The organism is Halalkalibacter sp. HAAS-P014 (assembly GCF_056619965.1).
In genome coordinates this window covers 162,604-188,562 of sequence record NZ_JBWQTV010000003.1, presented here as the reverse complement: position 1 = coordinate 188,562, position 25,959 = coordinate 162,604, and the positions used below count along the sequence as shown (strand labels likewise).

Genomic DNA, 25,959 nt, shown 5'->3' with positions numbered 1-25,959 from the left:
TACTCCTATAATAACCAGTATTTCGACACGAATTTCTGTAATCCTGCAACGATTTCAATTTTCCCTATTTCTTTCGCCCAAAACGTAAACGATACTTTGCCTTTTTCGTTAGTCCATCTATTTCTGTGATACGCGCCCTTCCAAATCCTCTAACCGAAATGTTATCGCCTTCTTCTAGAATAAAATCGACACGATCAACTGTTTTCCAATTAACTTTAACGAGTCCCTTATCAATGTACGGCGAAACTTTCGTTCTCGAAAGTCTAAATATTTGAGCTAACACCACATCTAGTCTCATAGACGATACTGTAGCCATAGATTCTTCCCATTCGTCTTTAGGTATAATGTGCTCACATAACGGAATTCGATTCAAACGCACAGATGCTTTTCCAATTGTTTGAATATTCATCTCAAGATAATCAGCAATTTCAGTTGCTACAATCATCTGTGCAACACCATCTTCACTTAGTGAAATATCGCCAAATTTTTCACGTTTCACTCCTACATTCATAGCAGACCCTAATATATCTCTATGTTCTAATTTAATGAATTTAACCGGATAGTCAATTGAAAATAATGTAAGGTTAAAATCAGCAATAGTGGTTTCTAGATAAGAAGGCGTCAAGCGCATACGGCGACGTTCAGCATAAGGAGAGCCCCCCGCAAACGAGAGGCTCACTTCATCATCATATCCTATAATTGTTCGTACAATTTCTTGCTGTCTCGGGTCAAGGAAATCACTTAAACGATCAATATGCCTCAATTTTGCGTCATCTAGCCATTCGAGTACCTGGTCAACAAAAGGGCGCTCTTCTTCACGATAGTGTTGATAAATACTAATTTATGCTCACCCCTATCTGTTAAATCCCAAATAGCGCAAGGACTCCACCACTTGCTAGACGTAACACAATTATAGCCACGATTGGTGATAAATCAATCATACCAAGTGGAGGTACAAATTTTCTAAATGGTTCTAAGTAAGGTTCTACAATTCGTCCTAAAAATTGGCCAATTGAAGACTCCCTGGCATTCGGAAACCACGACATTAAAATATATCCAATAATAAAGAAAGAATAAATATACATAGCTTGATAAAGTAACATACCAATTGCTTGCAAAGTGTTCACCACCTTCTACTAACTAAAAATGCTCTTGCATCATTTCTGTAATCGTTCCTGAGACATCAACGTTATCTGGTGTACAAAGAAAAATATTGGTACCGACCTTTTGAATGTCCCCTCCAATAGCATACACTGTTCCACTTAAAAAATCGACAACACGTTTTGCTTGATCGTGAGAAATTCGCTGCAAGTTAATAATGACGGCTTTACGATTTTTTAGGTGGTCAGCTATTTCTTGCGCCTCGTCGTACGTTCGAGGTTCAAGTAACATAACTTTTGCGCCTTTTTGCACACTTTGTAAACTAACGACATTTTGTGTTGAAGCAGGAGTTGGCTGTTGTTTTGTTGCTTGACTACGTGTACGACGTTTAGGCTGACTATCCTCTTTTTCAGTATGATCCTCAACGTATTCTTCTACTTCTTCATACTCATCCTCTAATTCAAAAAAACGCTTAAATTTAGACTTCATCCCCATTTTTATTCTCCTCTCACTAAAAGCTAATCCCTACCTACAAGCGCTGACCCTACCCGAATAAAGGTTGCTCCTTCTTCAATAGCCACTTTAAAGTCATTAGACATGCCCATCGAAAGTTCCGAACATGGTGCATTTGGTAGTTCCAACAATTGTACTTGATCCCTTATTTTACGTAATTCTCGAAAAATAGGCCTTGTCAATTCAGAATCCTCGAAAAAAGGAGCCATTGTCATTAGCCCAACCACTTGGATCTTTTCAAACTGTGTCAATTGTCTGACAAAGGGAATGACTTCCTCGGGAGCAAGTCCAGATTTTGACTCCTCGCCAGACACATTCACTTGTACAAAGCATTTCATTACTTGACCATCTTCCAGGCGCTTGTCCAATTCCTTCGCAAGAGAAAGGCGGTCAAGAGAATGAAGGTAATCATACTTTCCAACTATTTTCTTCACCTTTTTTGTTTGTAACGAACCGATAAAATGCCACGTCCCTCTATTTCCCAGAGCTTCCCATTTTTCTACTGCACCTTCAGCTCGATTTTCACCAATATGTTGTAAGCCAGCACTCAATACCTCTGCTGTCGTTTCTAAACTTACATATTTAGTCACTGCTATTAGTTTAACTGAAGATTCATCACGATTACTTCTTTCACAAGCTTTTTCAATCTCATCTTTTAAAAACATTAACCTTTCTCTTACAGTCATGTTGTTAATCACCATCCATCTTAAGTCCAATAAAACTCATTAGTCGTCCCGTTTTTCCAGCATCTGCACGATATGAGAACATCCTATTATCGCTAGCTGTACAAATATTGGAAACCAATAATTTTTCTTCCTGAATGCCTGCTTGCAACAATAATTGCTTATTTACCTCTTTTAGATCTAGCAAGAATTTTCCATTTGCCTGTTCCTCATAAGGAGAGTGCTCTAAATAATCAGGCCAGCACTTCATCACTTCGATAATCACTTTATTATCAACTTCATATGCTGCCTGACTAATACTCGGTCCAATAGCAACATGAATATCATTAATCGAGATTCCTTCATGCAACCATTTTTCTATCAAGAAAGCACCAATATTTAGCACGCTCCCACGCCATCCTGCATGAGCAAGGCCAACAGCATGATGTTTTGGCGCATAAAAATATAGAGGAACACAATCTGCATAAACGCTAGTTAATAACAAATTGTCTTCAAAAGTATAAACGCCATCCGTTTTTGGAATGGCCGTATCAAGCGAATCACTACCAAAACCAGCCTCAGCTTTTGTAACTTTCTTAATTGAAGCTTCATGTACTTGTTCAGTACTAACCCACCTTGAAAGTGAAATGTCTATATCACTTGCTAATAATTGACGATTCTTCCTCACCACATCTGGATTATCTCCAACATGAAATCCCATATTTAAACTATCGTAAGGCCCTTCACTTTTGCCTCCTAACCTAGTCGAAAAACCAACAACGAGGCGAGGATGGTCTTTTTGCCAACGTTCAATTGTTAAATATCGTTCGCTTATTTGAACAAAAGGTTCCATAATTCCCTCCTCCCCTCTAAAAAAGGAAAACTTATCATAATTTTATTTTATCATATGAGCCTCTATACAAGAAACGACTTTCTTCTTCATTCATCTCTTTGGTGGTGTCGAAGGTCGTTCAAATTTTTCTTGTTTACGATGATAAGCACTTGGTACTTCTACTAAAATAACATCAGATCCAATCCGAATAATATTTTTCCAGGGAACGATAATTTCTTCTGTTTCCTTCCCAAAAAGTCCCATCATTTTACCAGATCCATTTATAATTAATGCCTCAATAGCTCCTGTTGTTAAGTTTATTTCTAAATCTGTTAAGTTCCCTAACCTCTTCCCATTATCCATATTTACAATATCTTTAATTTGTAGCTCTGATATTTTAATCATAGTTCTGTCACACCTCTTTGAAGTAGTTTGTCTTCTACTATATGCGTGACTGTGGGGGATTTATGATGATCATAACTGCAAAAAGAAAAGAGGATGACCTTAGGCCATCCTCATTAATCATCCTTGCTTATTCAATCCTCAAGACCCTTAATGAAAACCTTCCCTAAAGCCATCCTCTCATTTCCTATATTTGAGCGTGTTTATTCATTTGTTGAATTGCTGCTTTTTCTAATCGAGACACCTGCGCTTGGGATATCCCAATTTCATCTGCTACTTCCATTTGGGTCTTACCTTCAAAAAATCTCATATTCAAGATCATCTTTTCGCGATCATTTAATCTGACCATCGCTTCTTTTAATGCAATTTCTTCAACCCAATTGACATCCTTATTCCGTTCGTCACTTATTTGATCCATGACGAAAATCGGATCCCCACCATCATTATAAATTGGTTCAAACAGAGATACTGGATCTTGAATCGCATCTAACGCAAAAACAACATCCTCTTTCGGTACATCTAATACCTTGGCAATTTCTTGGACAGTTGGCTCTTTTTCACGTTTTTTTTCTGACATGATTTGATCGCGAACCTGTAATGCCTTATAGGCGATATCTCGCAAAGACCTAGAGACACGGATCGGATTATTGTCTCGCAGATAGCGCCGAATCTCACCTATGATCATAGGAACCGCATATGTAGAGAATTTTACGTTTTGGCTAAGATCAAAATTGTCAATTGACTTCATTAATCCTATACAACCTACTTGAAAGAGGTCATCAACGTATTCTCCACGATTGTTAAAACGCTGGATTACACTTAGCACAAGGCGCAAGTTTCCATTCACCAGTGTTTCTCGTGCACTTGATTCTCCATTTTGCAATCGCTCAAATAGCTCTCGCATTTCTGTGTTCTTTAGAACAGGTAATTTCGAGGTATCTACACCGCAAATCTCAACTTTATTTCGTGTCAATTCTTTCCCTCCTATCGCGGGAGATGATGTCTATGAAAAGTATCTCCTCAGCAGGAAAAAATATGCACGAGCAATGTCGAATCTAAAAGTACATTATCGCTCGTGCACGTCATGACAACAAAATCTAACAGAAAAAAATTTTTAATACAATTTGTATATAAAAGTTAGAAAATTAGTTCTTATTGATGAGAAACCAGCTAGAAGATATACCCTTTTTTTATCACTTTGATTTCACAATTTATACCCTCTCTCGTACGCAAGCTTGTAGGGGGAAAACAATCAATGCGCTCCACGTAGAACGAATTACTAAAAACGTAGGAGCAACTGCCAAAAGGTAAAGTTAACCTTTTGACAGTTGCTCCTAGACCATCTTATTGAACTCTTTTTGGAGTCGTTTAATAATTCTTTTCTCCAATCTTGAAATGTAAGATTGAGATATGCCTAACATATCTGCTACGTCTTTTTGCGTCTTTTCTTCGTCTCCAGCTAGTCCGAATCTTAATTCCATTATTTGTTTCTCTCGATCATTTAATGTATGAAGGGCTTTTACCAATAAACGTCTATCTACCTTTTCTTCAATCCCTCTTGTAATAATATCCTCTTCAGTTCCCAGTACATCAGAGAGAAGAAGTTCATTTCCATCCCAATCGATATTTAACGGTTCATCAAAAGACACTTCAGAGCGAGTCTTATTGTTTCTACGTAAGTACATAAGAATTTCATTCTCAATACATCTTGAAGCATAAGTTGCTAATTTAATTTTCTTTTCTGGATTAAACGTATTAACCGCTTTTATTAAACCGATTGTTCCTATACTTATTAAATCCTCAATGTTAATACCTGTATTCTCAAATTTTCGAGCAATATAAACAACTAATCGTAAGTTGCGTTCAATCAACATTGAGCGAACAGCCTTGTCTCCAGAAGGTAATTTCTTGAGCAGTACAGCTTCTTCTTCTTTAGAAAGTGGTGGTGGTAGCGCCTCACTTCCTCCTATGTAATAAATCTCATCTGCTTTCATTCCTAGGCGATACATTAATTTGTACCACAATAAAGTTAACTTTAGCTTTAGCATGTTGTGTGCCCCCTAATTACTGGATTATGCTAGCTTATCAGTGGAAACACCGAGAACTAACTTTGGATGAACAATACATTTAAACACCCCATCAGGAGATAACTCCTTATCCTGAAGTCCTAGCAAAACATTCCTTGTTTCAAACTGCTTTTCCTGATTATAAATTTTCACATTGTCTGGTCTTATTCCTGTAATAAAAGGTTGCGATTGACCAATTACTCGATATGGAATGATGCAAGCCCGTTCCACTAAACGCTGATCTGAACCTTCTTCTTTTGCATGTTCATGAAAAGTTAAAATGTGTTCAATTGATTCTACAGTGAAAAAAGGATTAAGTAATCTAGCTTCAATAATCATGACAGGTCTTTTTGTTATGGGATCGGATAATTGGTTTCCACTATCTATAAGTCCCTTTGTTCTAAATGTGTAACCTACGATGGTAATATCGACATCTACAATCTGATCATATTGCACTTGTTTCATCTCAATCTCCTCAAATCGATGTTTCGAAAAATACCAAATTAGTGGGAAACCAATCAAGACAAATACCCAACTTATTCCACTTCCAAAATAACCGGAATTAACTTGAACCATTCCATTTAAAAATTCAACTTCTGTGCTCCAAAAATAATGCAGAGCAAACAGACCACCACCTGTCATAAACCCAACAAAGTAAAACATTAACAATCCTTGTAAGAAATATCGAAATCTTTTATAGCCGAACGCTATAAACACAATGACGGCTGAGTACAGTAACTTCACCCAAGGTTCATTAAACAATGATGCAAGTGGAGTGAACATGAAAAATACAATTAACGAAGCAAAAAATGCCGCTAGGACCATTCGAATGTGATGGAACTTTCGCTTTAACACCAAGGCAGTTAAAGCAATTAATAAGTAATCGATACATAGATTGAGCAACCAAATCACATCAATATATAAGGTCATAAACATCCTCACATTCATTGATTTGAAACAAGTATATTACACATTCTATTAAGAAGTCTGTCACTTCATGACAAGCTAAAGGGGAATATTTTAGGAGATTTTTTGTAATATTGTCACCTTTTCTTCAGATGAAATAAAGATGTTTTTGAGGGAAATAAAAAAGACCTAGGACACCTTCTCACCTAGTAAACTTATAGCAAGTTCACAAGGTGAATCAGGTGACTAGGTCATCTTCGTTAAAATTATCTATTACGGTTTCTACGATTCCGTAAGAAAGTAGGTATATCAAGCGTATCTGTTGCTTCTGTTTGTTGTGCATTTTGCTGTACAAACCTTGATTCCTTTTGCTCTTCCTGCACTGGCTGTGCCGTTTGTTTCTGAGCTGGCTTTGACATCTTTGGAGCCATTTGACGTTGACCATTGTTTGTATTTTCTACATCTTCAAATCCTGTAGCAATAACCGTTACAACTATCTCATCTTTTAAATTCTCGTTAATAACAGAGCCGAATATCATATTTACTTCTTCATCAGATGCAGCTGAAACAATTTCAGCTGCTTCATGTACTTCATATAATGAGAGGTTTGATCCACCTGTAATATTCATTAGAACACCCTGTGCTCCATCTACAGATGTTTCTAATAAAGGACTGGAAATTGCTTTTTTCGCAGCTTCACCTGCACGATTCTCGCCTGTGGCGATACCAATCCCCATTAAAGCAGATCCTCTTTCCTTCATGATTGTTTTAACATCTGCAAAATCCAAGTTAATAAGACCCGGTACCGCAATTAGATCGGAAATACCTTGAACACCTTGACGCAATACATTATCAGCTTCTCTAAATGCTTCAAGCATCGGTGTGTTTTTGTCAACAATTTCCAATAAACGATCATTTGGAATTACAATAAGTGTATCAACCTTTTCTTTTAGAGCAGCTATACCTGCAGCTGCATGTGTAGAACGTTTTCGTCCCTCAAATGTAAACGGTCGTGTTACAACACCTACAGTTAAAGCACCAAGCTCTTTAGCTACTTCTGCAATAACGGGTGCAGCACCAGTTCCTGTTCCTCCACCCATTCCAGCAGTTATAAACACCATATCAGCACCCTGTAGCAATTCTTCGAGCTGTTCACGACTTTCTTCTGCAGCTTTTTTTCCAATTTCAGGATTAGCTCCCGCACCTAAACCACGTGTAAGCTTACCTCCAAGCTGCAACTTTGCTTCTGCTTTTGAAAGATGCAGTGCTTGTGCATCTGTATTTACAGCAATAAACTCTACACCTTGTAAGCCATTTTCAATCATTCGGTTAACAGCGTTACTTCCACCGCCACCAACTCCAATGACTTTAATTTGTGCTAATTGATCCATATCCATTTCAAACTCTAACATGTAAGGTCCCCCTAATCAGACTAAATCCCACTTCATACTATTCAAAAAAGACTTTAAACCAGTTTTTCATTTTTCCTTTTGATTTTGGTTTTGCTTTTGACTTTTCGCTTTTCTGTTCCAACGGTAATTCTTTACGTTCATGATTCGTATCTTGATACATTTCAGCTGCACTTACAGAGGCTGCAACTTCTTTCCCTTGAACTTTCGCATTTTTATACGCAAATTGGATGAGTCCAACTCCAGTTGTGTACTGTGGTTCTCGAACACCTAAATAATCTGGAAGTGCAACACGGACATTCCCTTGTAATAGTTCACTAGCTAACTCTAACACACCAGGGATCATTACAGTCCCCCCCGTTAATACATACCCACTCGGAAAATCACGGTATCCTAGTCGTGTTATTTCACGATAAATAAGTTCGAACATTTCTTCTACCCTTGGTTCAATAATATGAGCCAATTCAAATTGAGTGTACTGTTCAGCCTCAGAATGACCAATCGTTGTTACATCAAAACGCTCATCCTTAGAAGCATCATCAATATAGGCATGTCCATGCTTCGTTTTAATTCGCTCTGCTTCATCAGAAGAAATACGTAAACCAACAGCGATATCATTTGTAATATGATCTCCACCAATTGGCAAAACAGTGGTATTTTGTAAAGTCCCCTGCTCGAATATCGAAACGGTTATAGAGCCACCACCAATATCAATCAAGCAAACCCCTAAACTTTTTTCATCCTTCGAGATTGCTACTGAACTTGTTGCTAATGGTTGCAGACAAATTTCAGCAACTTGTAACCCTGCTCGCTCAACGCAACGGAGTAGATTATGTAAAACGGTTTTCGAACCTGTAATAATCATTCCTTCCATTTCAAGCCTTACTCCAATCATACCACGTGGGTCATTGATTTCATCAAGACCATCTACAATGAATTGTTTTGGTATTACATCAATGATTTCACGTTCTGGAGGAATAGAGAGTACTTGTGAGGCATCAATAACACGAGCTATATCTTCATCACCGATCTCTCTATCTGAACTCGAAACTGCAACAACTCCATGACAAGGTTGAAGCTGGATATGATTACCATTCACTCCAACTACCACTTGTTTTATTGAAAGCCCTACCATTCGCTCTGCTTGTTCTACTGCTCTGCGAATCGATTGAACCGTTTCATCAATATCAACAATCGAACCTTTTTTTATCCCTTCAGAGTTTGACTTGCCAACTCCAATAATATTCATCGTTCCATTTGACATTTCACCAATGATCACTCTGACATTGGATGTACCGATGTCTAAACTTACATAAATCTCGCCGCTGTTCAATCTATGGCACCTCCTCGTGTAATCAATCGCGTCAATTAGGTTAACAGCTTAAAAACCTAATAAAGAATTAGCGTACTAATATATTCATAGATTATAGACTAATTCAACACTTAATACAGTTATCCTTTCTAAAAACGCGATTTTCTCATTTTTTTATGTTTTTTTTCAAATTCAATTGTATAAGGTTTTACCTATTTTGATGATTCGCTTGCCATTTCGATAACAACATTCTCCGTATTACGGCAATGTTATTAAATAGACGAACACCGAAAGCAAAAATTGCTGCTAGATACAAGTCTACACCAAGATGAACACCTAGAAAAGCTAAACCTGCCGCTAAAAGTATATTAAAGAAAAAACCCGATAAAAACACACTAGGATCAAATGAATTCTGTAAATATGCACGTATTCCACCAAATAATGTATCTAATGCTGCTAATACAGCAATTGATAAGTAACTTGAATATTCAGCAGGAATTCGCACGTCCGTCATTAGTCCTAATAACACTCCTATGATCAAACCAATAATTGGTAACCACATTTCTTTCTTACTCCTCCTTTACTACTTCCATATACCGTACTCGTCTCGTTTGATCATAAGCAGGCATTTCAACTTCTTCGACTTCCTCAATCGATAATGAAAAGCCTCTAATCTCTAAGTACTCAATTGAAGCTGATACGAGCATATGATTATGCAAACTCTCCGACTTTTCAGTAAGAACTTTTATTTGTAAAGGAAGAGGAGGTAAGCGACGATTATTTAAATATGTGACCTCATTAACATCTCGAAAAGCAGATGTTGTAATAATACGTTCGTTACCTACAGCGATTTCTTCTGCACCGTAAATGTTTAACTCATTTACTAGAAACCTAAGTACTTCAGATGATGGGGTTCGACTTGCTTGTCCAAAATATTGATCATTATAAAGCGTATCAATTGTAAGGATAAGCCCCTCACCACTCAGCTCTTCAAAACCGGCCTCTACACGCAAGTCCTTGACTTGTTGTGTGAGGACGTCGATAACATCTTCTTCTCTATTTTCAATAGAATTTTCATATTGCAATAATAGAACTTGCGCTTTCTCTATTTCAGAATTTAACTGTTGTCTTTTTTCCTGTTCATCTAATAACTCTCTTCTAAGCTCTCTTATATCTCTCGTATCACGAATAACTGGTTCTTTTGTCGTTTGAAACTGAATAGCAAGCATTAAACCAATACAGATTGTTACAAAAGTGAAGATCCATTTACTCTTTTGCAAAGTCGTCACCCTCTCTCTGTTAATTGAGGGTCTAATGTTATTAAATTCTGCTTCTGAATTCGGACTGTAATCTCATCATTTAATAATTGATGTTGAACCCCACCTGGCAGCGTCAAAGCTGATTCAAGGTGATCAGGATCGCCTATTGCAGTCACTACAAATGGAGCAGAGGATACATTTCCATCTACGCTTATAACAGGACCGGTACACTGGATATACGATTGACGGGATAGTCTAAAACCATTTATAGCAATTGCTTCTGCCCCAGCAACAAATAATTCATGTACAACACGTTGGATATGAAATTCATGAACAATATAATCATTTGGGTTCGCGCCATCTGGTACATAGTCAGCATCTGTAAGTGCTATCTCTATCCCAGGACCTTGTACCTCAACTTGTCCTACTATTTTTCTTAACCTTTCAATATCCTCTAATAAATTTTTTGCTTTAACTTCCTGCTCTTCGTCCATAGAAGCTAAGTTATTTTCCAACTCCCTAATCTGAGCTTGCAATAACCGCAAATCTTCTTGTAACTTCAAGTTTGTTGTTTGCTCCATAACTACTTGGTTTCTTAACTCATCTTCAAGTTCCCATTGACGTTCAAATCCTGGTGGAAGCACTGAACTTCTTTCAGTAGCAATTTGATAACTGAGTGCTGAGATAAATCCAGTTACAAGTAAGACGAAGGATAGAATAATATGTTTACCCTTCACCTTCACTAGTTTCTTCCTCCTCCTTATTAAATTCTTCAAAATACGGACTCATTTTCATATGGAGAATACCTTGCTTATTCTGATCCAATTGTTTCACAATTGAAGGATAAGGGGCTAAATTCTCAGAAAATCCTCTTATAGACGTATGAACTTCAATACCATCGGTCATATAAAGAACAATCGCAAACATATCATTATCTGTTGGCTCATAGAATATTTCAGAGATCCTTTCAATCAAGTGACTAGGAACTGTCTGTAATTCTGCAGATAGTTCAGCTAATGCCCCTCCTTCAGAAAATCCAATTAAAAGTGGGGCGTCTGAAGGAAATTCTTGTTTGGGTAACTCTTCTAAATAGACACCCGTCTCAAGGATAGGATAATAACTATCTTCTTGGTAAAGGTATCCGATTCGTGAATGCTCTTCGATAATGATATTAACTGTACTCGGGAACTGTCTTTCAATATTTACATTTGCAATTTCTTTGTGTTTTTTTATTTGCGTAATGATCTCATCTTTCTCAAGGTTCCACATGCTTGTCCCAGAGTTTATGTTACTAAGCTTAGTAACTTCCTCATCGTTAACAAAGACGTTACCTTGGACATTAACACCTCTAACGTGACTTAAGGGTGATTGAAAATAGACCATTAACACAAGGAGTATAAAAAAGAAAGATAAAAAAAACAGCAAGCGCCTATTAGCACGCTGTTTTCGCTGCTCTTTTAGCGATGGGATTCGTTCATTAATCGTAATTACCTTTTCCTTATTCATATACTCTCCCCCGACAACTACAGCAGTCTTTTAGTCAAAAAGAAAAACTCCCCTGAACTTCTTCAGATTGCTATTAACCAAGTGCTACCTTTACTTGCAAGAAAAGCCCTCCCTTCTCCTAGATGAGAATTTGGAGGGAGGGACCTTTTTTGACCTTATATTAGTTTAATTGTAACATATTCACTAATGAAAATAAGCTATTTTACTCGTTTTCTTTTGACCTGCCAATCATTTCTACTTCAGTCTCAATATCGATGTTATATTCCGATTTAATAGAGCGTTTCACATGATCAATTAAATCAAGCACATCTTGAGCTTTTGCATTTCCAATATTAACAATGAAGTTTGCATGCATAGTTGAAATTTGCGCTCCACCAATTTGAAACCCTTTTAACCCAAGCTCTTCGATTAACTGGCCTGCATAGTTAGGAAGAGGATTGCGAAATACACTTCCACAGGTAGGATATTTCCAAGGTTGAGATTCTCGACGGTAATCTTTATTGGCTTGCATATTTTTGATAATTTCCGTCTTTTCGCCTTTTTCCAATTGAAAAACAGCTTCAACACAAATACCCTTTTCAACCTGAAGCCTAGATGTACGGTAAGAAAAGCCCATATCATCTTTTTGAATCCATTCTAACCTTCCATCTGGGAATAAGATTAGCGCTTCTTTTAAAATCTTTGAAATATCTGACCCATGTGCTCCTGCATTCATGAATACTGCTCCACCTACTGAGCCAGGGATCCCCCCTGCAAACTCTAACCCCGAAAGACCTTCTCGACTAATGAGAGTCGCTAGCTTAATTACAGGGTAACCCCCTCCTACTTTAATCGTATCATTATTGATAACGAGATCATCAAGACCTTTACCTAATTTAATTGTTACCCCTTCTATTCCTCCATCTGCCACAAGTAAATTAGAACCTCTACCAATTACTCTCCATGGAACATCGTAATCATTTACTAACTTCATTACTTTCTTTAAGCTTTGTAAGCTATCTGGTTCTACAAAAACATCAGCTGGCCCTCCAATTTTCCATGTTGTATGGTTTGCTAGGAGTTCCTCTTCTTTAATTACGATATTTTCTTTTTTTAACGAATCTATAAACTGTTTCATATTCTTGGTCCCTCTTTTCATGCAACAAGACATTTTTCATTAGTTATTGTCACATTATGCAAATACCTAATTATCGTGATGCTTCCTTTAATAGTTGGTACAGATTACTTGCAGCTGTTGGTACACCTAACTCTTTAGCGGCTTTATGCATATTTTTCCATTTCTCATCTTCTTTTAATATACTATCGATGTCTTGCAGTAACATTTCCCCATTCATTTCTTGTTCTTTCCGAACAATTGCTGCTCCATTTGTTTTTAGAGCATTTGCATTTTTTTCTTGGTGGTTATTAGTTACGTATGGGCTCGGAATTAATATACTTGGCAAACCAAGAGCTGTAATTTCCGCTAACGTTGTAGCACCTGCCCTCGCTACAATTAAATCAATCGCCCCTAATACATTAGGCATGTTATGAATAAACGGTCTGATGATAAGGTTTGAAGATGTTTCACTCTCATGTATCTTTTCCATGACAGCATCATAATGCACAGAACCTGTGACATAAACGACTTGGTAATCTCTCTTTGACCATTCATTCAAAACCGAGAGAAATGCATCGTTAATAGGTTTTGCTCCTCTACTCCCCCCAACAATTAGTACGGTCTTTTTACTAGGATTAAGGCCAAGTGACTCCCTTCCAGCTGCTTTATCAATATTAATGACATCTGATGCACGCGGGTTTCCAGTAAAAACAACCTTATGCTCTGGGAAAAATTGCTTCGCCTCTTCAAAACAAATTGCTATTCGATCAACATATTTACTTAAAAACTTGTTCGTCAATCCTGGTACACTATTTTGCTCGTGTACTACAGTAGGAATCTTTAGCTTAGCTGCGGCATAAACCACCGGGCCACAAACATAGCCCCCTGTTCCAATGACAACATCTGGTTTAAAGTTTTTTATTAACTTCTTCGCTCGCTTGGTTCCCGTTAAAAAACGACTGATTGTTTTAATATTCTCAAATGATAACTTACGTTTAAAACCAGATATATGTATTGTCTCAAAGGGTATCTTCTCTCTAGGAACAATCTCAGCTTCTAAGCCACTCTCTGTACCGATATATAATATTTCTGCATTTTGATGTCTTTTTTTTATTTCATTAATTAATGATAAGGCAGGATATATGTGGCCCCCTGTTCCTCCTCCACTTACAACTACTTTCATTGGCTTCCTCCCAAAAAGTTGATTAGTATCATTTTATCATGAACAGAACTTGTATTATACACGAAACCTGTGAGTTTTTTCATGATTTCATTATATTTTATACTTTCCCATTCTATTCAATTATTTGTCTTGAAAAATTAATGAAATTAAAAAATTTCTCTAATGAAAAGAGGTTACCTCAACCAGATTCATAGGTTGAGGTAACCTTCACCTAACATAACGGCTAATATTTAACAATACACCAATTGACACTAGCATTAATGTTAAGGATGAGCCCCCATAACTCAACAGCGGAAGCGTAATTCCGGTAACTGGCATGAGACCTGTCACAACACCAACATTAATCATTACTTGAATTGCAACCATCGAGATGATCCCAACAGCTAAAAAGCTACCAAATAAATCAGGTGCTCCTAAAGCTATCCTGATTCCCCTCCAAAGTAAAATACCAAATAAAAAGAGAACTATAAATCCACCAATAAATCCGAGCTCTTCCGATAAAATGGCAAATATGAAATCCGTCTGAGGCTCTGGTAGGTAAAAATACTTTTGTCTACTTTCACCAAGCCCCATACCCATTAATCCACCAGGTCCAATCGCATATAATGACTGGATAATCTGAAAGCCACTCCCTAGAGGGTCTGACCATGGATCTAAAAAAGACGTAATCCGTTTGATTCGGTAAGGAGCTGAAGCAATTAATGCAATAAAACCAATAAGACCAGCTACCCCAAGCCAAGCAAAATGGCTAAGACGGGCACCAGCAACAAAAATCATAATGACGCATGTACCAACCATAACTGCACCTGTCCCCAAATCTGGTTGCAACATTATTATTCCAAATGCTACCATCACAAGTGATAGAGAAGGAACCAACCCTTCTTTAAAAGAAACTATCTTCTTTTGATTTTCAGATAAATATTTTGCGAGAAACGCGATCATTGCCATTTTCATAAATTCTGACGGTTGAATTGAAAAAGCACCAACCCCCAACCAACTTCTCGCACCACCTCGAACGAGACCAACTCCCGGGATAAGTACGATCACTAACAAGATAAAACAAATAATCAAGATAACCTTAGACCATGTTCGCCACGTCCAATAATCCACTTTCATCATGAAAAGCATCGCAATGACACCTACTCCAGCAAAAAATAGCTGTCGCTTCGCAAAGAAAAATGAATCATCAAACCGGTAACTTGCCCATGCAGCACTCGCACTGTAAACCATTATTAATCCGATTACTAATAGCATAATTGTTGTAAACAGTAAAACATAGTCTGGTGCCGTTCTCTCCTTTGGCATTTCATACACCTCATCTAAAACAAATTAAGATATTATTTTCTAGTACAACCTTTCCTCTTAAACGTATGCATGAGTAAGTAAAAACATGTCCATATTCGCAACTTATATATAACATCGTGTGTATAGGCTATTGAAGCTAGAAAAAAATCAATTGTTTTAGATTTTTTCAAAGAACTTATTTCGTAGCTGCATGCTCGTTCCCACAAAAAAAGCCGACTCATTAATAAAATGAGTTGACTTTTTTTTAAGATTTTAAGTTTTTGACGGCCTGTACAAACCGTTGTCCACGCTCCTCGAACGTCTTATACTGATCCCAACTTGCACATGCTGGTGAAAGTAGAATGATATTACCTGAATCGGAATTTTCAAAAGCCTTCGAAACCGCCTCTTCCATTTGCTCGGTAAACACAATTGTCTTAACATTTGCTTCTTTTGCAGTTTTGGCGAGTTTATTTTTTGTTTCTCCAAACGTAATAAGTGTTTTAACATTAGCAAAGTATGGTCTTAATTCATCAAATTCATTTCCTCGATCTAAGCCACCAGCTAACAGAACAATTGGTTGATTAAATGCTTCTAAAGCTTTTTGGGAAGCTAAAATATTCGTTGCTTTTGAATCATTATAAAAACGTCTTCCTTTGAATTCTGCAACAAATTGCAAGCGATGTTCAACACCACTAAACGTTTTTAGTACATGTTCAATCTGCTTTGGTTTTGCTCCCATCGTTAAAGCAGCTCCCATTGCAGCTAAAATATTTTCAAGATTATGGGCCCCAGGTAACACAATAGCTTCAATTGGGACAAGTGGTTGTCCATTATAGCAGACTGACCCATTCTGAATACACAGTCCTTGTTCCAACACCTTCTTAACTGAAAATGGAACCAATGTTGCCTTACTAGACTGTGCAACTTTTTCTACATACGGGTCATCAACATTATAGACCAAGTAATCATCTTCCGTTTGATTAGCTGTAATTTTCGCTTTTGCTAAACCATACTCTTTTTTTGTCCCATGATAATCAAGATGGGCATCAAATAAATTTAAAAAGACGCTTACTTTTGGTTGAAACTTTTCTGTACCCAACAATTGAAAGCTTGATACTTCTAGTACCATGACATCATCTTCCGTTGCTTTTTCCGCAACTTCACAAGCAACTGTTCCAATATTTCCTGCGATAAGAGGGGTACGCCTACTCTGTTTTAGCATTTCATTAATTAGAGTAGTAGTTGTTGTTTTGCCATTTGATCCAGTAATGGCCACTATTTCAGCTTCACTTATCAAAGAAGCAATTTCAACTTCCGTTACAACAGAAAGTCCTCTATGTAAAGCTTCAACAACAAGTGGGTTTGAATACGGTATACCAGGATTTTTGACAATTAAATCTAAAGAGTCATCTATTAATGATAATGGATGATGGCCACAAATAACTTGAATTCCTAGACGCTCCAATTCTTTTGCTTGCACATTTTCCTCATAAGGCTTTGAATCATTAACCGTTACATTAGCACCTAGCTTTAAGAGCAACCTTGCTGCCGCTTCTCCACTCTTTGCTAAGCCTAAAACTAAGATATTTTTACCTTTGAACTGTTCAATTGATTTCATTTACAACCACACCTCTAAATAAATTCCGATAACAGCTAGTATCATTCCAACAAACCAGAACGTTACAACAACACGCCATTCAGACCATCCCGAAAGCTCATAATGGTGGTGCAATGGACTCATTTTAAACACTCGCTTCCCTCTTGTTTTAAAAGAGATAACTTGGATAATAACAGAGAGTGTTTCAATGACAAAGACTCCACCAATTAAAACAAGCAGTACCTCCATTTTGGTCATGATTGCGATTGCTGCGATCGCTCCCCCTAATGCTAAAGACCCGGTATCTCCCATGAATACTTTAGCTGGGTGTGCATTATACACAAGAAAACCTAATACAGCACCTACAATTGCCGCACTAAAAATTGATACATCAATATAGCCAGCGTGCCAAGCAAGAACAGCAAATGCACCAAAAGCAATTGCCCCTGTTCCAGCAAGTAGACCATCTAAACCATCCGTTAAGTTAACAGCGTTGGAAGCACCCACAAGCATGATAATCACTAAAGGCAAATAAAACCATCCAAGATCAATCGAAATGTTTGTAGCCGGTATTGAGATAGCCGTCGAAAAATCCATCTGAATTAGACCAATATAAAAAAGAATCGCAATAAGTAATTGTCCAGCTAATTTCTGTTTAGATGTTAATCCCAAATTTCGTTTTAAAACCACTTTTATAAAATCATCTATAAAACCAACTATTCCAAACCCAACAGTAACTAGAAGCAATAATAAAATTTCTTGACTGAAAGATAAAAAGCGTAACGAAATAAATATAGTGGTTGCCAATACTGTAAGAACAATAACAATGCCTCCCATTGTCGGCGTACCACTTTTCTTTTGGTGTGATTTTGGACCTTCCTCTCGAATACTTTGCCCAAATTTAAGCCTTCTTAAAAAAGGAATAAATAATGGGGACAGGAGGACAGCAACTAGAAATGAAGCCAGTAAAGTAAGAAGTAAGACACGCTCTAACATCACTGATCATTCCTCCTTTCTAATACGAATGAGCTATTCATTTTTGTATATTTGATTTTTTATTAGGAAAGACACATAAATGTCTTTCCTATTTAATTTTCTATAACCATTGTTATCATCTAAGTGTAATTTATATGTCTTTGAATTTCCTAGAAAATAATAACTAATTAACTAGATGTTATTGTTTTTTAAGAAGGATTATGTTTGAGGCGCTCTTGAATCCCTTTTCGAGCTACTTCTCTATCGTCAAAATGAATTGTTTGATCACGTAAGATTTGGTATGTTTCATGGCCCTTTCCAGCAATTAAAATGATGTCATCTTTATGAGCTTCCTTCATGACTTTTTTAATTGCTTTTTCTCGGTCAATAATCACTTCATACCTACTTCCGTTAACACCCGCAATCATATCTTGGAGAATGTCCTCCGGGTCCTCTGAACGGGGATTATCAGATGTGAAAATGGCATGATCTGCATATTGTACAGCAATTTGTGCCATAACTGGACGTTTTGTCCGATCTCTGTCCCCTCCACAACCGACGATGGCAAATATACGCTCTTTTGAAAATTCCTTCACTGTTTTCAACACATTTTCTAGGCTGTCTGCAGTATGAGCATAATCGACAATGACTGTAAAATCCTGTCCTTCGTCTACTGTTTCAAATCGTCCCGCTACTCCTTTTACAGCTTCTAGACTAGCTTTTATGGATGCTAGTGACACACCTGAAACCAACGCAGCAGACGTTGCTGCAAGAGCATTATACACACTGAACATTCCGATCAACTGTAAAGAAATCGTCTCTTTTTCTCCGAAGGCAATCAAGTCAAACGTTGTACCAGAAGGGTTGATTTTAATATTCGTAGCCATGATATCTGCTTTTTCCTTTACGCCATATGTAACAACATCAACAGTTGTTAAGCGCGCTAGCTCTTCAGAAGCTGGATCATCTAGATTAAGGACAGCTACTTTACTTGAGAACGTGTTACCAAGCTGAGCAAATAGTAATCCTTTAGCATGTAAATACGATTCCATTGTCTGATGGTAATCCAAATGATCTGGTGATAAATTAGTAAAAACCGCAACATCAAAATCACAGCCCCGTACTCGACCTAAATGAAGCGCATGTGAAGAAACCTCCATCATTGCCGTTTCAACATTCTCATCCACCATTTCTTTAAACAACTTCTGCAAAGGTAATGATTCAGGGGTTGTATTTTTTGTATCAGACTGGCTTGAACCAATTTTGGTATACATCGTTCCAATTAAACCTGTTTTCTTATTGGCATTTTGCATAATTTGCTCAATCAGATGCGTTACAGTTGTTTTACCGTTTGTGCCCGTCACACCAATCAAGTGAAGTTTTTCTGTCGGGTTACCATAAAAGTGACAAGCTAGCTTAGCCATTGCTCGCGATGAATCCGGAACAACTATTACTGGAATTGATACAGGAAGAGGGCGCTCAGCTATAATCGCGACCGCCCCTTGGCCCTCCGCCTGTTTTGCATAGTCGTGTCCATCAACTGTATATCCTTTAATACAGAAAAAAACAGTTCCCTCTTCAACTTTCCTAGAATCCATCTCAATAGATAGAACCTCAGGGTTGATATCCAATTTATTTGTTTGAAACCTTAGTGGTACAAGGAGCTCTTGTAACTTCATCATGTTAATAACCTCTCAATCCATCCATTCACCATAATAACTTTTTTAAAATACCTTCATTATTTTAGACGTTTTGTCCTTATTTGTCACCCATATAAAGTCGGATTGTTGAACCTTCTTCTACTTTTATACCTGGGTCTGGAGATTGTGCTAAAACGTAGTTGCCTTCCCCTTCAGCTTCTACCTGCAGCTCGTAATACGATTCATGAAGCTCTCGCTTTGTCCGACCAACTAAATCCGGAACTTCAATTAATGGGGTATCACTCCATGTCATTTCTTTTTCTACTTGCCCATCACGTTTCTCTACACCCATTGAAATTAAACTATCTCCGATAATATTCCCTACAATTGGAGCCGCAACAATTCCACCAAATTGCAAGGTATCTTTCGGATTATCAATGGCCACATAAACAACTATCTGTGGGTCATCAGCAGGAGCAAAACCAATAAATGATACGATATGATTATTTTCTAAGTATCTTCCATCTTTGGCTTTTTGCGCTGTTCCCGTTTTTCCACCGACGCGATATCCATCAATATAGGCTCCTTTACCTGAACCAAGTGCAACAACATGCTCTAAGGCATAACGTACTTCTTTTGAAGTCTCTTCAGAAATGATCTGGTCTTTTAATATTGGTGACTGACTATCTACAACTTCCCCTGTTAAAGGATCTACCCATTCCTTAGCTAAGAATGGTTGATAAAGATAACCACCATTGACAGCTGCTGAAACAGCTGCTACTTGTTGAATTGGAGTAACTGCTACCCCTTGACCGAATGCCGTTGTAGCTTGTTCTAACGGACCAACACGATCTCGATCAAACAATATTCCAGTACCTTCACCTTGTAAGTCAATTCCAGTCTTCTTACCAAACCCGAAATCTTCAATGTAATCAAACAAACGATCCGTCCCTAATTTTTCACCTAACACAACAAATCCAGGGTTACATGAGTTTTGAACAACTTCTAAAAAGGTTTGATGACCATGTCCACCTTTTTTCCAACATCTTAAGTTTCTGCCCGCTACTTCAATATACCCAGGATCATTGAATGTGTCTTTCTCTAAGTCAACTTCTCCCTCTTCAAGTGCTGCAGCGAGTGTAATGATTTTAAATGTAGATCCCGGTTCATATTGCATCCAAACTGGCTTATTTTGATTGTAAATTTCCGGGGGAACGTCGCGAAAATTTTCCGGATTATAGTGTGGCCTGCTGCTCATTCCTAACACTTCCCCTGTGTTAGGATTCATTGCAATCGCAATTGCTCCATCAGGATTATAAGTCGCCTCAGCAATATCTAGCTCTCTTTCTATAATAGTTTGGACTTCGCTATCGATCGTTAATCGCAGATCAAGTCCATTTACAGGAGCTGTATATTCATCTGCCAAGTTTGGCATCCGGTTCCCTTTTGCTGTGGAGAAAAACGAAACATACCCACTTTCACCCTTTAGTTCCTCGTCATAGTATAGTTCAAGTCCTGTCAATCCTTGATTATCAATTCCTGCAAAACCTAATACATGGGAGAGATAACTACCGAATGGATAATGTCTTTTACTATCTTCGGCGATATACACTCCAGCTAAACGTAGTGATCGTACCTCACTAGCCTTCTCTTTTGTCACTTTTCGTCCTTCAGGATTAATCCGAACGATCGATTCATTTTTCGTTACATATTCATACGCTTTCTGATGATCCATATCCAATACCGATGCAAGTTTCTCTGCGGTGTTAACTGGATCTTTAACTTGCCTTGGAACTACAAGAATGGACGGAGCACTTACGTTCGTTGCTAGTACAACATCGTTCCGATCACGTATCTCACCCCGTTTTGCTTCAAAGGGAACATCTCTGCTCCAGGAATCCTCTGCTCTGTCCGTTAACCAATCACCTAGTGCAAACTGGACATAACCTAACCTCAGTGCAATGATCAAGAAGATAGCAAGTCCAAAAAAAAGGACAAGAATTAGTCTTTTTCGTACTGTCACGTTAGAAACTCGCACCGTAATACCTCCCGCATACTTTCAGTGCCGCCAACTTTAGACGGGCCTACTTAAACGTATGCTTGTACGCTATTGGTTAGAACAGCCGCAACGGTTTCTCTAAAGACAACTATTCGCCTACTTGCTCATCTTCCTCAAGTTCCTCATCCTCTTCATCAACCTCGCTAATTACGCGAGGTTGATTTAGCTCCACTACTAAATATTCTCCCGTTTGGAATTTCGTTCCTGGTTCAACACTTTGTTCGATTACAAAGCCATTCCCAAAAAATGTTGGGTTCAGTTCCATTACTTGTGCAAATCGACGAACATCACGATTCGACCAACCCGTAAGGTCAGGCATTTCAAACGTTTCGCCATCTGTTCTAATAAACAAGCGTTCACCAGGCAATAACCCCCTACCACTTAACGGTTGTTGGGCTTCTACCTTCGAACCTTCTCCTAAAATTACTATATCAATATCCTCTTCAATAGATTCTTTAATCGATTTTGTTTTCTCTCCTATATAGTCATCTGTTTGGAAACCTTCTTCTGTTTGTTCCACAACCTCTTCTACAGTTGGAGTTATATTTAAATATTGCAAACTGTGTTGCATAATCGTATTAAAAATCATCGATGTTGGTTTTGAGCCCGATTCATCTAAAGCTAGTTTTGGTCGTTCTACAGCTACATAAACAATTACTCTCGGGTCCTCTTTTGGAGCCATACCTAAAAACGAGAAGATATTTTCTCCATGGCCTCGAATATAGCCAGCTCCATTTGGATCATTGATTTGTGCTGTTCCTGTCTTACCAATTACATTAAACCCTTCTAAATAATATGGATGACCAGTACCTGCAGAATCGGTAACAACCCCCTCTAATAGATCCTTTACTTGAACTGCCGTTTCCTTAGAAATTGGTTCACTAACCAACTCAGGTTCATTTTCGTGAACCACATCATCTGTATTTGGATCAACGATACGGTCAATTACATATGGCTTCATCATTTTTCCGTCATTTGCTATAGCTGTTGCTGCTTGAATTTGTTGAATAGGCGTCACAGCCGTACCCTGACCATACGCAGTAGTTGCTGTATCTACACGACCATTTCTCGCAAGTAAACTATCTGCCTCGTTCGGTAAATCAATCCCTGTCTTTTGGTCAAATCCAAATCTGTGTAAATAATCATAGAATGTCTCTGGACCCAACTTCTCAAGGGCTAACTTAACCATAGCAACGTTTGAAGAACGATAAAACCCTTCATCAAACGAAATACTTCCCCAACCTCTTGCCTCGTTATGGTCTCCAATTCTACGATCTGCTACTTCAATCGTACCAGATTGATAGTGTTCTTCCCCGTTATAGACCCCTTCTTCAATCGCAGCTGCAACAGTAAACATTTTCGTTGTGGAACCTGGTTCAAATCTGTCTGAAATCGCATAATTTAAATAATTGGTAATTTGTTCATAGTGGTTCGGGTTAAAGCTAGGACGATTGCTCATAGCAAGGATTTCGCCCGTTTTAGGATCAGCAACAATCGCGATCATTTTCTCAGGGGTATATCGTTCCTCTACTTGAGTCATAACTTGCTCAAGAGCCGTTTGGATATTAGAGTCCAATGTCAAATAAATATCATGACCATTTTTAGGAGCTGTAATATGCTGCTTCGGATCTGGTAAAGGAAGCCCTTTACGATCCCTTTGGTAACTTACTGACCCATCTTCAGCTTCCATTAATTCATTTAAACTTAACTCCAATCCCATTCGAGGTTCTCCAGTATTACGTTCAGTAAAACCAAGAATATGTGATGCGTACGTTTGTTTCGGATAATAACGTCTAGACTCCTCTCTAAAATAAATTCCATCTAGCTCTAATTCACGAATTTCTAATATTTGTTCATATGTTAAATGTCTTGCTCCTTGACCTAACTCAATTTGAAACTTGCCACCTGCTTGTCCATCCGTTAATGCTTTAGCCAAAGCATCTTCAGACATATTAATATGTGGTGCAAGAAGCTCGGAGGTTGCATCAATATCGTTTACATAGCTTTGATAACCTTCATCCAACACCGCATAAACACTATATGAATTCACTTCTTGAGCAACAGGACTACCCGTTCGGTCATAAATCGTTCCCCGAACTCCTTTGATAACTTCAGTTTGAGTCCACCTTGCTTCTCCTAATGCCTGAAGATCTTGCCCGTTAATTTCTTTTGTCGTTTGAATGTAAATTACTCGTCCAAGCAAAATCAAAAATATGATAATCACACATACCATTAGCATAACGGCGCGTTTATTTGTAACCGATCGCTTAATTTCCACTCTTTTCACCTCTTTATAACTATGCCATAAATGAGACCTTATTGCAGCTATATAATGTCTCGTTTCGAGCGAAAAAACTAGCTCAAAAATTGAACTAGTTTTGCACGACCTTTACCTTATTGTCATCAAGAGTCATTCCAAGCTCCTCCGTTGCTATTTGTAAAATGCGATCTGGTGCACTTAATTCCACAACTTGTAATGATAGACCGTCATTTAATTCCTTTTGTTGATTGATCGTTTGCTCTAAATGGTACACTTCTTGATTCGCGCTATATAAAGTTGCGTAGTTGTGTACGATAAAACCTAGTACGATAAAAGCAAAAAAAGAAACCAAACCAATAATCGCCTTTTCCCCTACCGTTATCTTATGGCGAATAAGCCTAACTCGCGTTTTTGTTTGAACTTGCTTCTGTTCCTGCTCTTGAAATTTACGAGCCACCATACTCATACTATACTCCCCCTTAGCCTTTTTCTGCTATTCGCAGTTTCGCCGACCTTGATCGATTGTTCTGTTCCAATTCTTCATTTGAAGCAACAATAGGTTTTCTTGTAATTAATTTAAGTATTGGCTCATACCCTTCCGGTATAATTGGTAAGCCTGGTGGAAGATCTGGCCCTTTACTTTTCTCTCTAAAAAATTCTTTACATAACCTGTCTTCTAACGAATGAAATGTGATAACAGAAATTCTTCCACCCTTCTTCAGGAGAGCAATCGAATCTTCTAATGCTTCTTCAAAAGCCCCAAGTTCATCATTTACAGCAATTCTAATTGCTTGAAATGTTCTTTTGGCCGGATGTCCACCTGTACGTCTTGCTGGCGCCGGTATAGCTTCCTTAATAATTTCAACTAGTTGCCCTGTCGTCTCAATAGGTTTCTGGTTTCGATGCGCCTCTACTTTCCTAGCAATTTGTTTTGCAAATTTCTCTTCTCCATATCTTGAAATGATCTGAACAAGTCTTGCAAAAGGCCATTCATTTACAACATGAAATGCTGTTAACTCTGCCGTTTGATCCATCCTCATGTCAAGTGGAGCATCTTGATGATAGCTAAAACCTCTTTCAGCTTCATCTAGTTGAGGACTTGACACACCTAGGTCGAACAGTATCCCATCTATTTTTGTAACCCCTAATTCATCAAGTTTATCCTTCATATAACGAAAGTTGCTTTTAATTAGAGTTACCTTTCCCTCATAAGGCCGTAACGTTTGTTTCGCATTTTCCAACGCTTTATCATCTTGATCAAAAGCATATAAATGCCCATCACCGTTAAGCTGTGAGGCAATTAGAGAAGAATGTCCCGCTCCACCTAATGTACAATCAACATAGATTCCATTTGGATTAATGTTGAGCCCATCGACTGATTCCTTTTTTAACACTGTAATATGATGAAACATTCCATTACCTCCAAAAACACTCCTAAAAATCAAAATCCACAATATTTTCAGCTATTTCACTAAATGATTCTTCTGATTCAGCAAAGTATTCTTCCCAAATTGATTTACTCCAAATCTCCACTCGATTAGAAACACCAATTACAACGCATTCCTTATCAAGCTTTGCATATTCCCTAAGTGGAGAGGCTATATTTACTCTCCCCTGTTTATCTAATTCACATTCAGTAGCACCAGAGAAGAAAAAACGGGTAAAAGCTCTGGCATCTTTTTTTGTGAAGGGTAATGTCTTCAGCTTGTTCTCAAGCTTTTGCCATTCATCCTGTGGATAAACAAACAAGCAACGATCAAGACCTCGGGTCACAACAAAAGACGAGCCTAAATGATCCCGGAATTTAGCCGGAACTATCATACGACCTTTCTCATCCACGTTGTGGCGATATTCACCCATAAACATCGCTAACCCAACTCCCCCCACTTACTAC

At 37.9% G+C, this 25,959-nt stretch carries 26 protein-coding genes; all 26 read right to left on the bottom strand.

Translation table 11 applies throughout. The features are described 5' to 3' along the window. Positions 1-64: 64 nt before the first annotated feature. The 26 genes from AC1FXZ_RS03540 to mraZ all read right to left on the bottom strand — a co-directional run bounded on the left by AC1FXZ_RS03540 (position 65) and on the right by mraZ (position 25,931). Positions 65-763 (bottom strand): YlmH family RNA-binding protein, encoded by a 699-nt coding sequence (locus AC1FXZ_RS03540; RefSeq protein WP_480051037.1) that lies wholly within the window; start codon positions 761-763, stop codon positions 65-67. A 97-nt stretch (positions 764-860) separates the two neighbouring features. After that, complete coding sequence (locus tag AC1FXZ_RS03535; RefSeq protein ID WP_480051035.1) at positions 861-1,118, bottom strand: YggT family protein; 258 nt, start codon at positions 1,116-1,118, stop codon at positions 861-863. Between the two features lie 22 nt (positions 1,119-1,140). Beyond that, entirely contained in the window at positions 1,141-1,596 is a 456-nt protein-coding gene (locus tag AC1FXZ_RS03530) for a cell division protein SepF (RefSeq protein ID WP_480051033.1), read from the bottom strand. Positions 1,597-1,619: 23 nt separating this feature from the next. After that, positions 1,620-2,300 (bottom strand): YggS family pyridoxal phosphate-dependent enzyme, encoded by a 681-nt coding sequence (locus AC1FXZ_RS03525; protein ID WP_480051031.1) that lies wholly within the window; start codon positions 2,298-2,300, stop codon positions 1,620-1,622. 4 nt (positions 2,301-2,304) lie between these two features. Beyond that, positions 2,305-3,129, bottom strand: a complete 825-nt coding sequence (pgeF, locus tag AC1FXZ_RS03520) for a peptidoglycan editing factor PgeF (RefSeq protein WP_480051029.1) — start codon at positions 3,127-3,129, stop codon at positions 2,305-2,307. Positions 3,130-3,219: 90 nt separating this feature from the next. Beyond that, positions 3,220-3,513 (bottom strand): YlmC/YmxH family sporulation protein, encoded by a 294-nt coding sequence (locus AC1FXZ_RS03515; protein WP_480051028.1) that lies wholly within the window; start codon positions 3,511-3,513, stop codon positions 3,220-3,222. A 184-nt stretch (positions 3,514-3,697) separates the two neighbouring features. Next, positions 3,698-4,483, bottom strand: a complete 786-nt coding sequence (sigG, locus tag AC1FXZ_RS03510) for an RNA polymerase sporulation sigma factor SigG (protein WP_480051026.1) — start codon at positions 4,481-4,483, stop codon at positions 3,698-3,700. 361 nt (positions 4,484-4,844) lie between these two features. Continuing rightward, the gene (gene sigE / locus AC1FXZ_RS03505) at positions 4,845-5,558 is read right to left on the bottom strand and encodes an RNA polymerase sporulation sigma factor SigE (RefSeq protein ID WP_035662472.1); all 714 of its coding nucleotides are present in this window, start codon (positions 5,556-5,558) and stop codon (positions 4,845-4,847) included. Positions 5,559-5,582: 24 nt separating this feature from the next. Further along, positions 5,583-6,506, bottom strand: coding sequence for a sigma-E processing peptidase SpoIIGA (spoIIGA, locus tag AC1FXZ_RS03500; protein WP_480051024.1), 924 nt, complete (start codon positions 6,504-6,506; stop codon positions 5,583-5,585). 242 nt (positions 6,507-6,748) lie between these two features. Continuing rightward, entirely contained in the window at positions 6,749-7,894 is a 1,146-nt protein-coding gene (gene ftsZ, locus AC1FXZ_RS03495; protein WP_480051022.1) for a cell division protein FtsZ, read from the bottom strand. Between the two features lie 37 nt (positions 7,895-7,931). Next, positions 7,932-9,224, bottom strand: a complete 1,293-nt coding sequence (gene ftsA / locus AC1FXZ_RS03490) for a cell division protein FtsA (RefSeq protein WP_480051020.1) — start codon at positions 9,222-9,224, stop codon at positions 7,932-7,934. A gap of 187 nt (positions 9,225-9,411) precedes the next feature. Beyond that, positions 9,412-9,765 carry a small basic family protein gene (locus tag AC1FXZ_RS03485; protein WP_480051018.1) on the bottom strand — a complete coding sequence of 118 codons (354 nt, stop codon included), beginning with the start codon at positions 9,763-9,765 and terminating at the stop codon, positions 9,412-9,414. Between the two features lie 7 nt (positions 9,766-9,772). Beyond that, positions 9,773-10,483 (bottom strand): DUF881 domain-containing protein, encoded by a 711-nt coding sequence (locus AC1FXZ_RS03480; RefSeq protein ID WP_480051017.1) that lies wholly within the window; start codon positions 10,481-10,483, stop codon positions 9,773-9,775. A 5-nt stretch (positions 10,484-10,488) separates the two neighbouring features. Continuing rightward, positions 10,489-11,205 carry a DUF881 domain-containing protein gene (locus AC1FXZ_RS03475; RefSeq protein ID WP_480051016.1) on the bottom strand — a complete coding sequence of 239 codons (717 nt, stop codon included), beginning with the start codon at positions 11,203-11,205 and terminating at the stop codon, positions 10,489-10,491. Then, complete coding sequence (locus AC1FXZ_RS03470) at positions 11,189-11,968, bottom strand: cell division protein FtsQ/DivIB (RefSeq protein ID WP_480051015.1); 780 nt, start codon at positions 11,966-11,968, stop codon at positions 11,189-11,191. Before AC1FXZ_RS03470 ends, AC1FXZ_RS03475 begins: the two co-directional genes overlap by 17 nt. 202 nt (positions 11,969-12,170) lie before the next feature. Then, positions 12,171-13,085, bottom strand: a complete 915-nt coding sequence (murB, locus tag AC1FXZ_RS03465; protein WP_480051013.1) for a UDP-N-acetylmuramate dehydrogenase — start codon at positions 13,083-13,085, stop codon at positions 12,171-12,173. Between the two features lie 70 nt (positions 13,086-13,155). After that, entirely contained in the window at positions 13,156-14,247 is a 1,092-nt protein-coding gene (gene murG, locus AC1FXZ_RS03460) for an undecaprenyldiphospho-muramoylpentapeptide beta-N-acetylglucosaminyltransferase (RefSeq protein ID WP_480051011.1), read from the bottom strand. Between the two features lie 207 nt (positions 14,248-14,454). Beyond that, positions 14,455-15,552: a stage V sporulation protein E gene (spoVE, locus tag AC1FXZ_RS03455; protein WP_480051009.1), complete on the bottom strand. Its 1,098-nt coding sequence runs from the start codon at positions 15,550-15,552 to the stop codon at positions 14,455-14,457. 244 nt (positions 15,553-15,796) lie between these two features. Next, positions 15,797-17,152 (bottom strand): UDP-N-acetylmuramoyl-L-alanine--D-glutamate ligase, encoded by a 1,356-nt coding sequence (gene murD / locus AC1FXZ_RS03450; protein ID WP_480051007.1) that lies wholly within the window; start codon positions 17,150-17,152, stop codon positions 15,797-15,799. Beyond that, positions 17,153-18,127 (bottom strand): phospho-N-acetylmuramoyl-pentapeptide-transferase, encoded by a 975-nt coding sequence (mraY, locus tag AC1FXZ_RS03445; protein WP_480051106.1) that lies wholly within the window; start codon positions 18,125-18,127, stop codon positions 17,153-17,155. Positions 18,128-18,315: 188 nt separating this feature from the next. After that, positions 18,316-19,785 (bottom strand): UDP-N-acetylmuramoyl-L-alanyl-D-glutamate--2,6-diaminopimelate ligase, encoded by a 1,470-nt coding sequence (locus AC1FXZ_RS03440; protein ID WP_480051104.1) that lies wholly within the window; start codon positions 19,783-19,785, stop codon positions 18,316-18,318. A gap of 79 nt (positions 19,786-19,864) precedes the next feature. Beyond that, positions 19,865-21,784: a stage V sporulation protein D gene (locus AC1FXZ_RS03435; RefSeq protein ID WP_480051005.1), complete on the bottom strand. Its 1,920-nt coding sequence runs from the start codon at positions 21,782-21,784 to the stop codon at positions 19,865-19,867. Between the two features lie 109 nt (positions 21,785-21,893). Beyond that, on the bottom strand, positions 21,894-24,083 hold the full coding sequence (locus AC1FXZ_RS03430; RefSeq protein ID WP_480051003.1) for a penicillin-binding transpeptidase domain-containing protein: 2,190 nt from the start codon (positions 24,081-24,083) through the stop codon (positions 21,894-21,896). A 94-nt stretch (positions 24,084-24,177) separates the two neighbouring features. Further along, positions 24,178-24,531, bottom strand: a complete 354-nt coding sequence (ftsL, locus tag AC1FXZ_RS03425) for a cell division protein FtsL (protein WP_480051001.1) — start codon at positions 24,529-24,531, stop codon at positions 24,178-24,180. Positions 24,532-24,544: 13 nt separating this feature from the next. After that, positions 24,545-25,477 (bottom strand): 16S rRNA (cytosine(1402)-N(4))-methyltransferase RsmH, encoded by a 933-nt coding sequence (gene rsmH, locus AC1FXZ_RS03420; RefSeq protein ID WP_480050999.1) that lies wholly within the window; start codon positions 25,475-25,477, stop codon positions 24,545-24,547. A 22-nt stretch (positions 25,478-25,499) separates the two neighbouring features. After that, on the bottom strand, positions 25,500-25,931 hold the full coding sequence (gene mraZ, locus AC1FXZ_RS03415) for a division/cell wall cluster transcriptional repressor MraZ (protein ID WP_480050997.1): 432 nt from the start codon (positions 25,929-25,931) through the stop codon (positions 25,500-25,502). Positions 25,932-25,959: the final 28 nt, after the last annotated feature.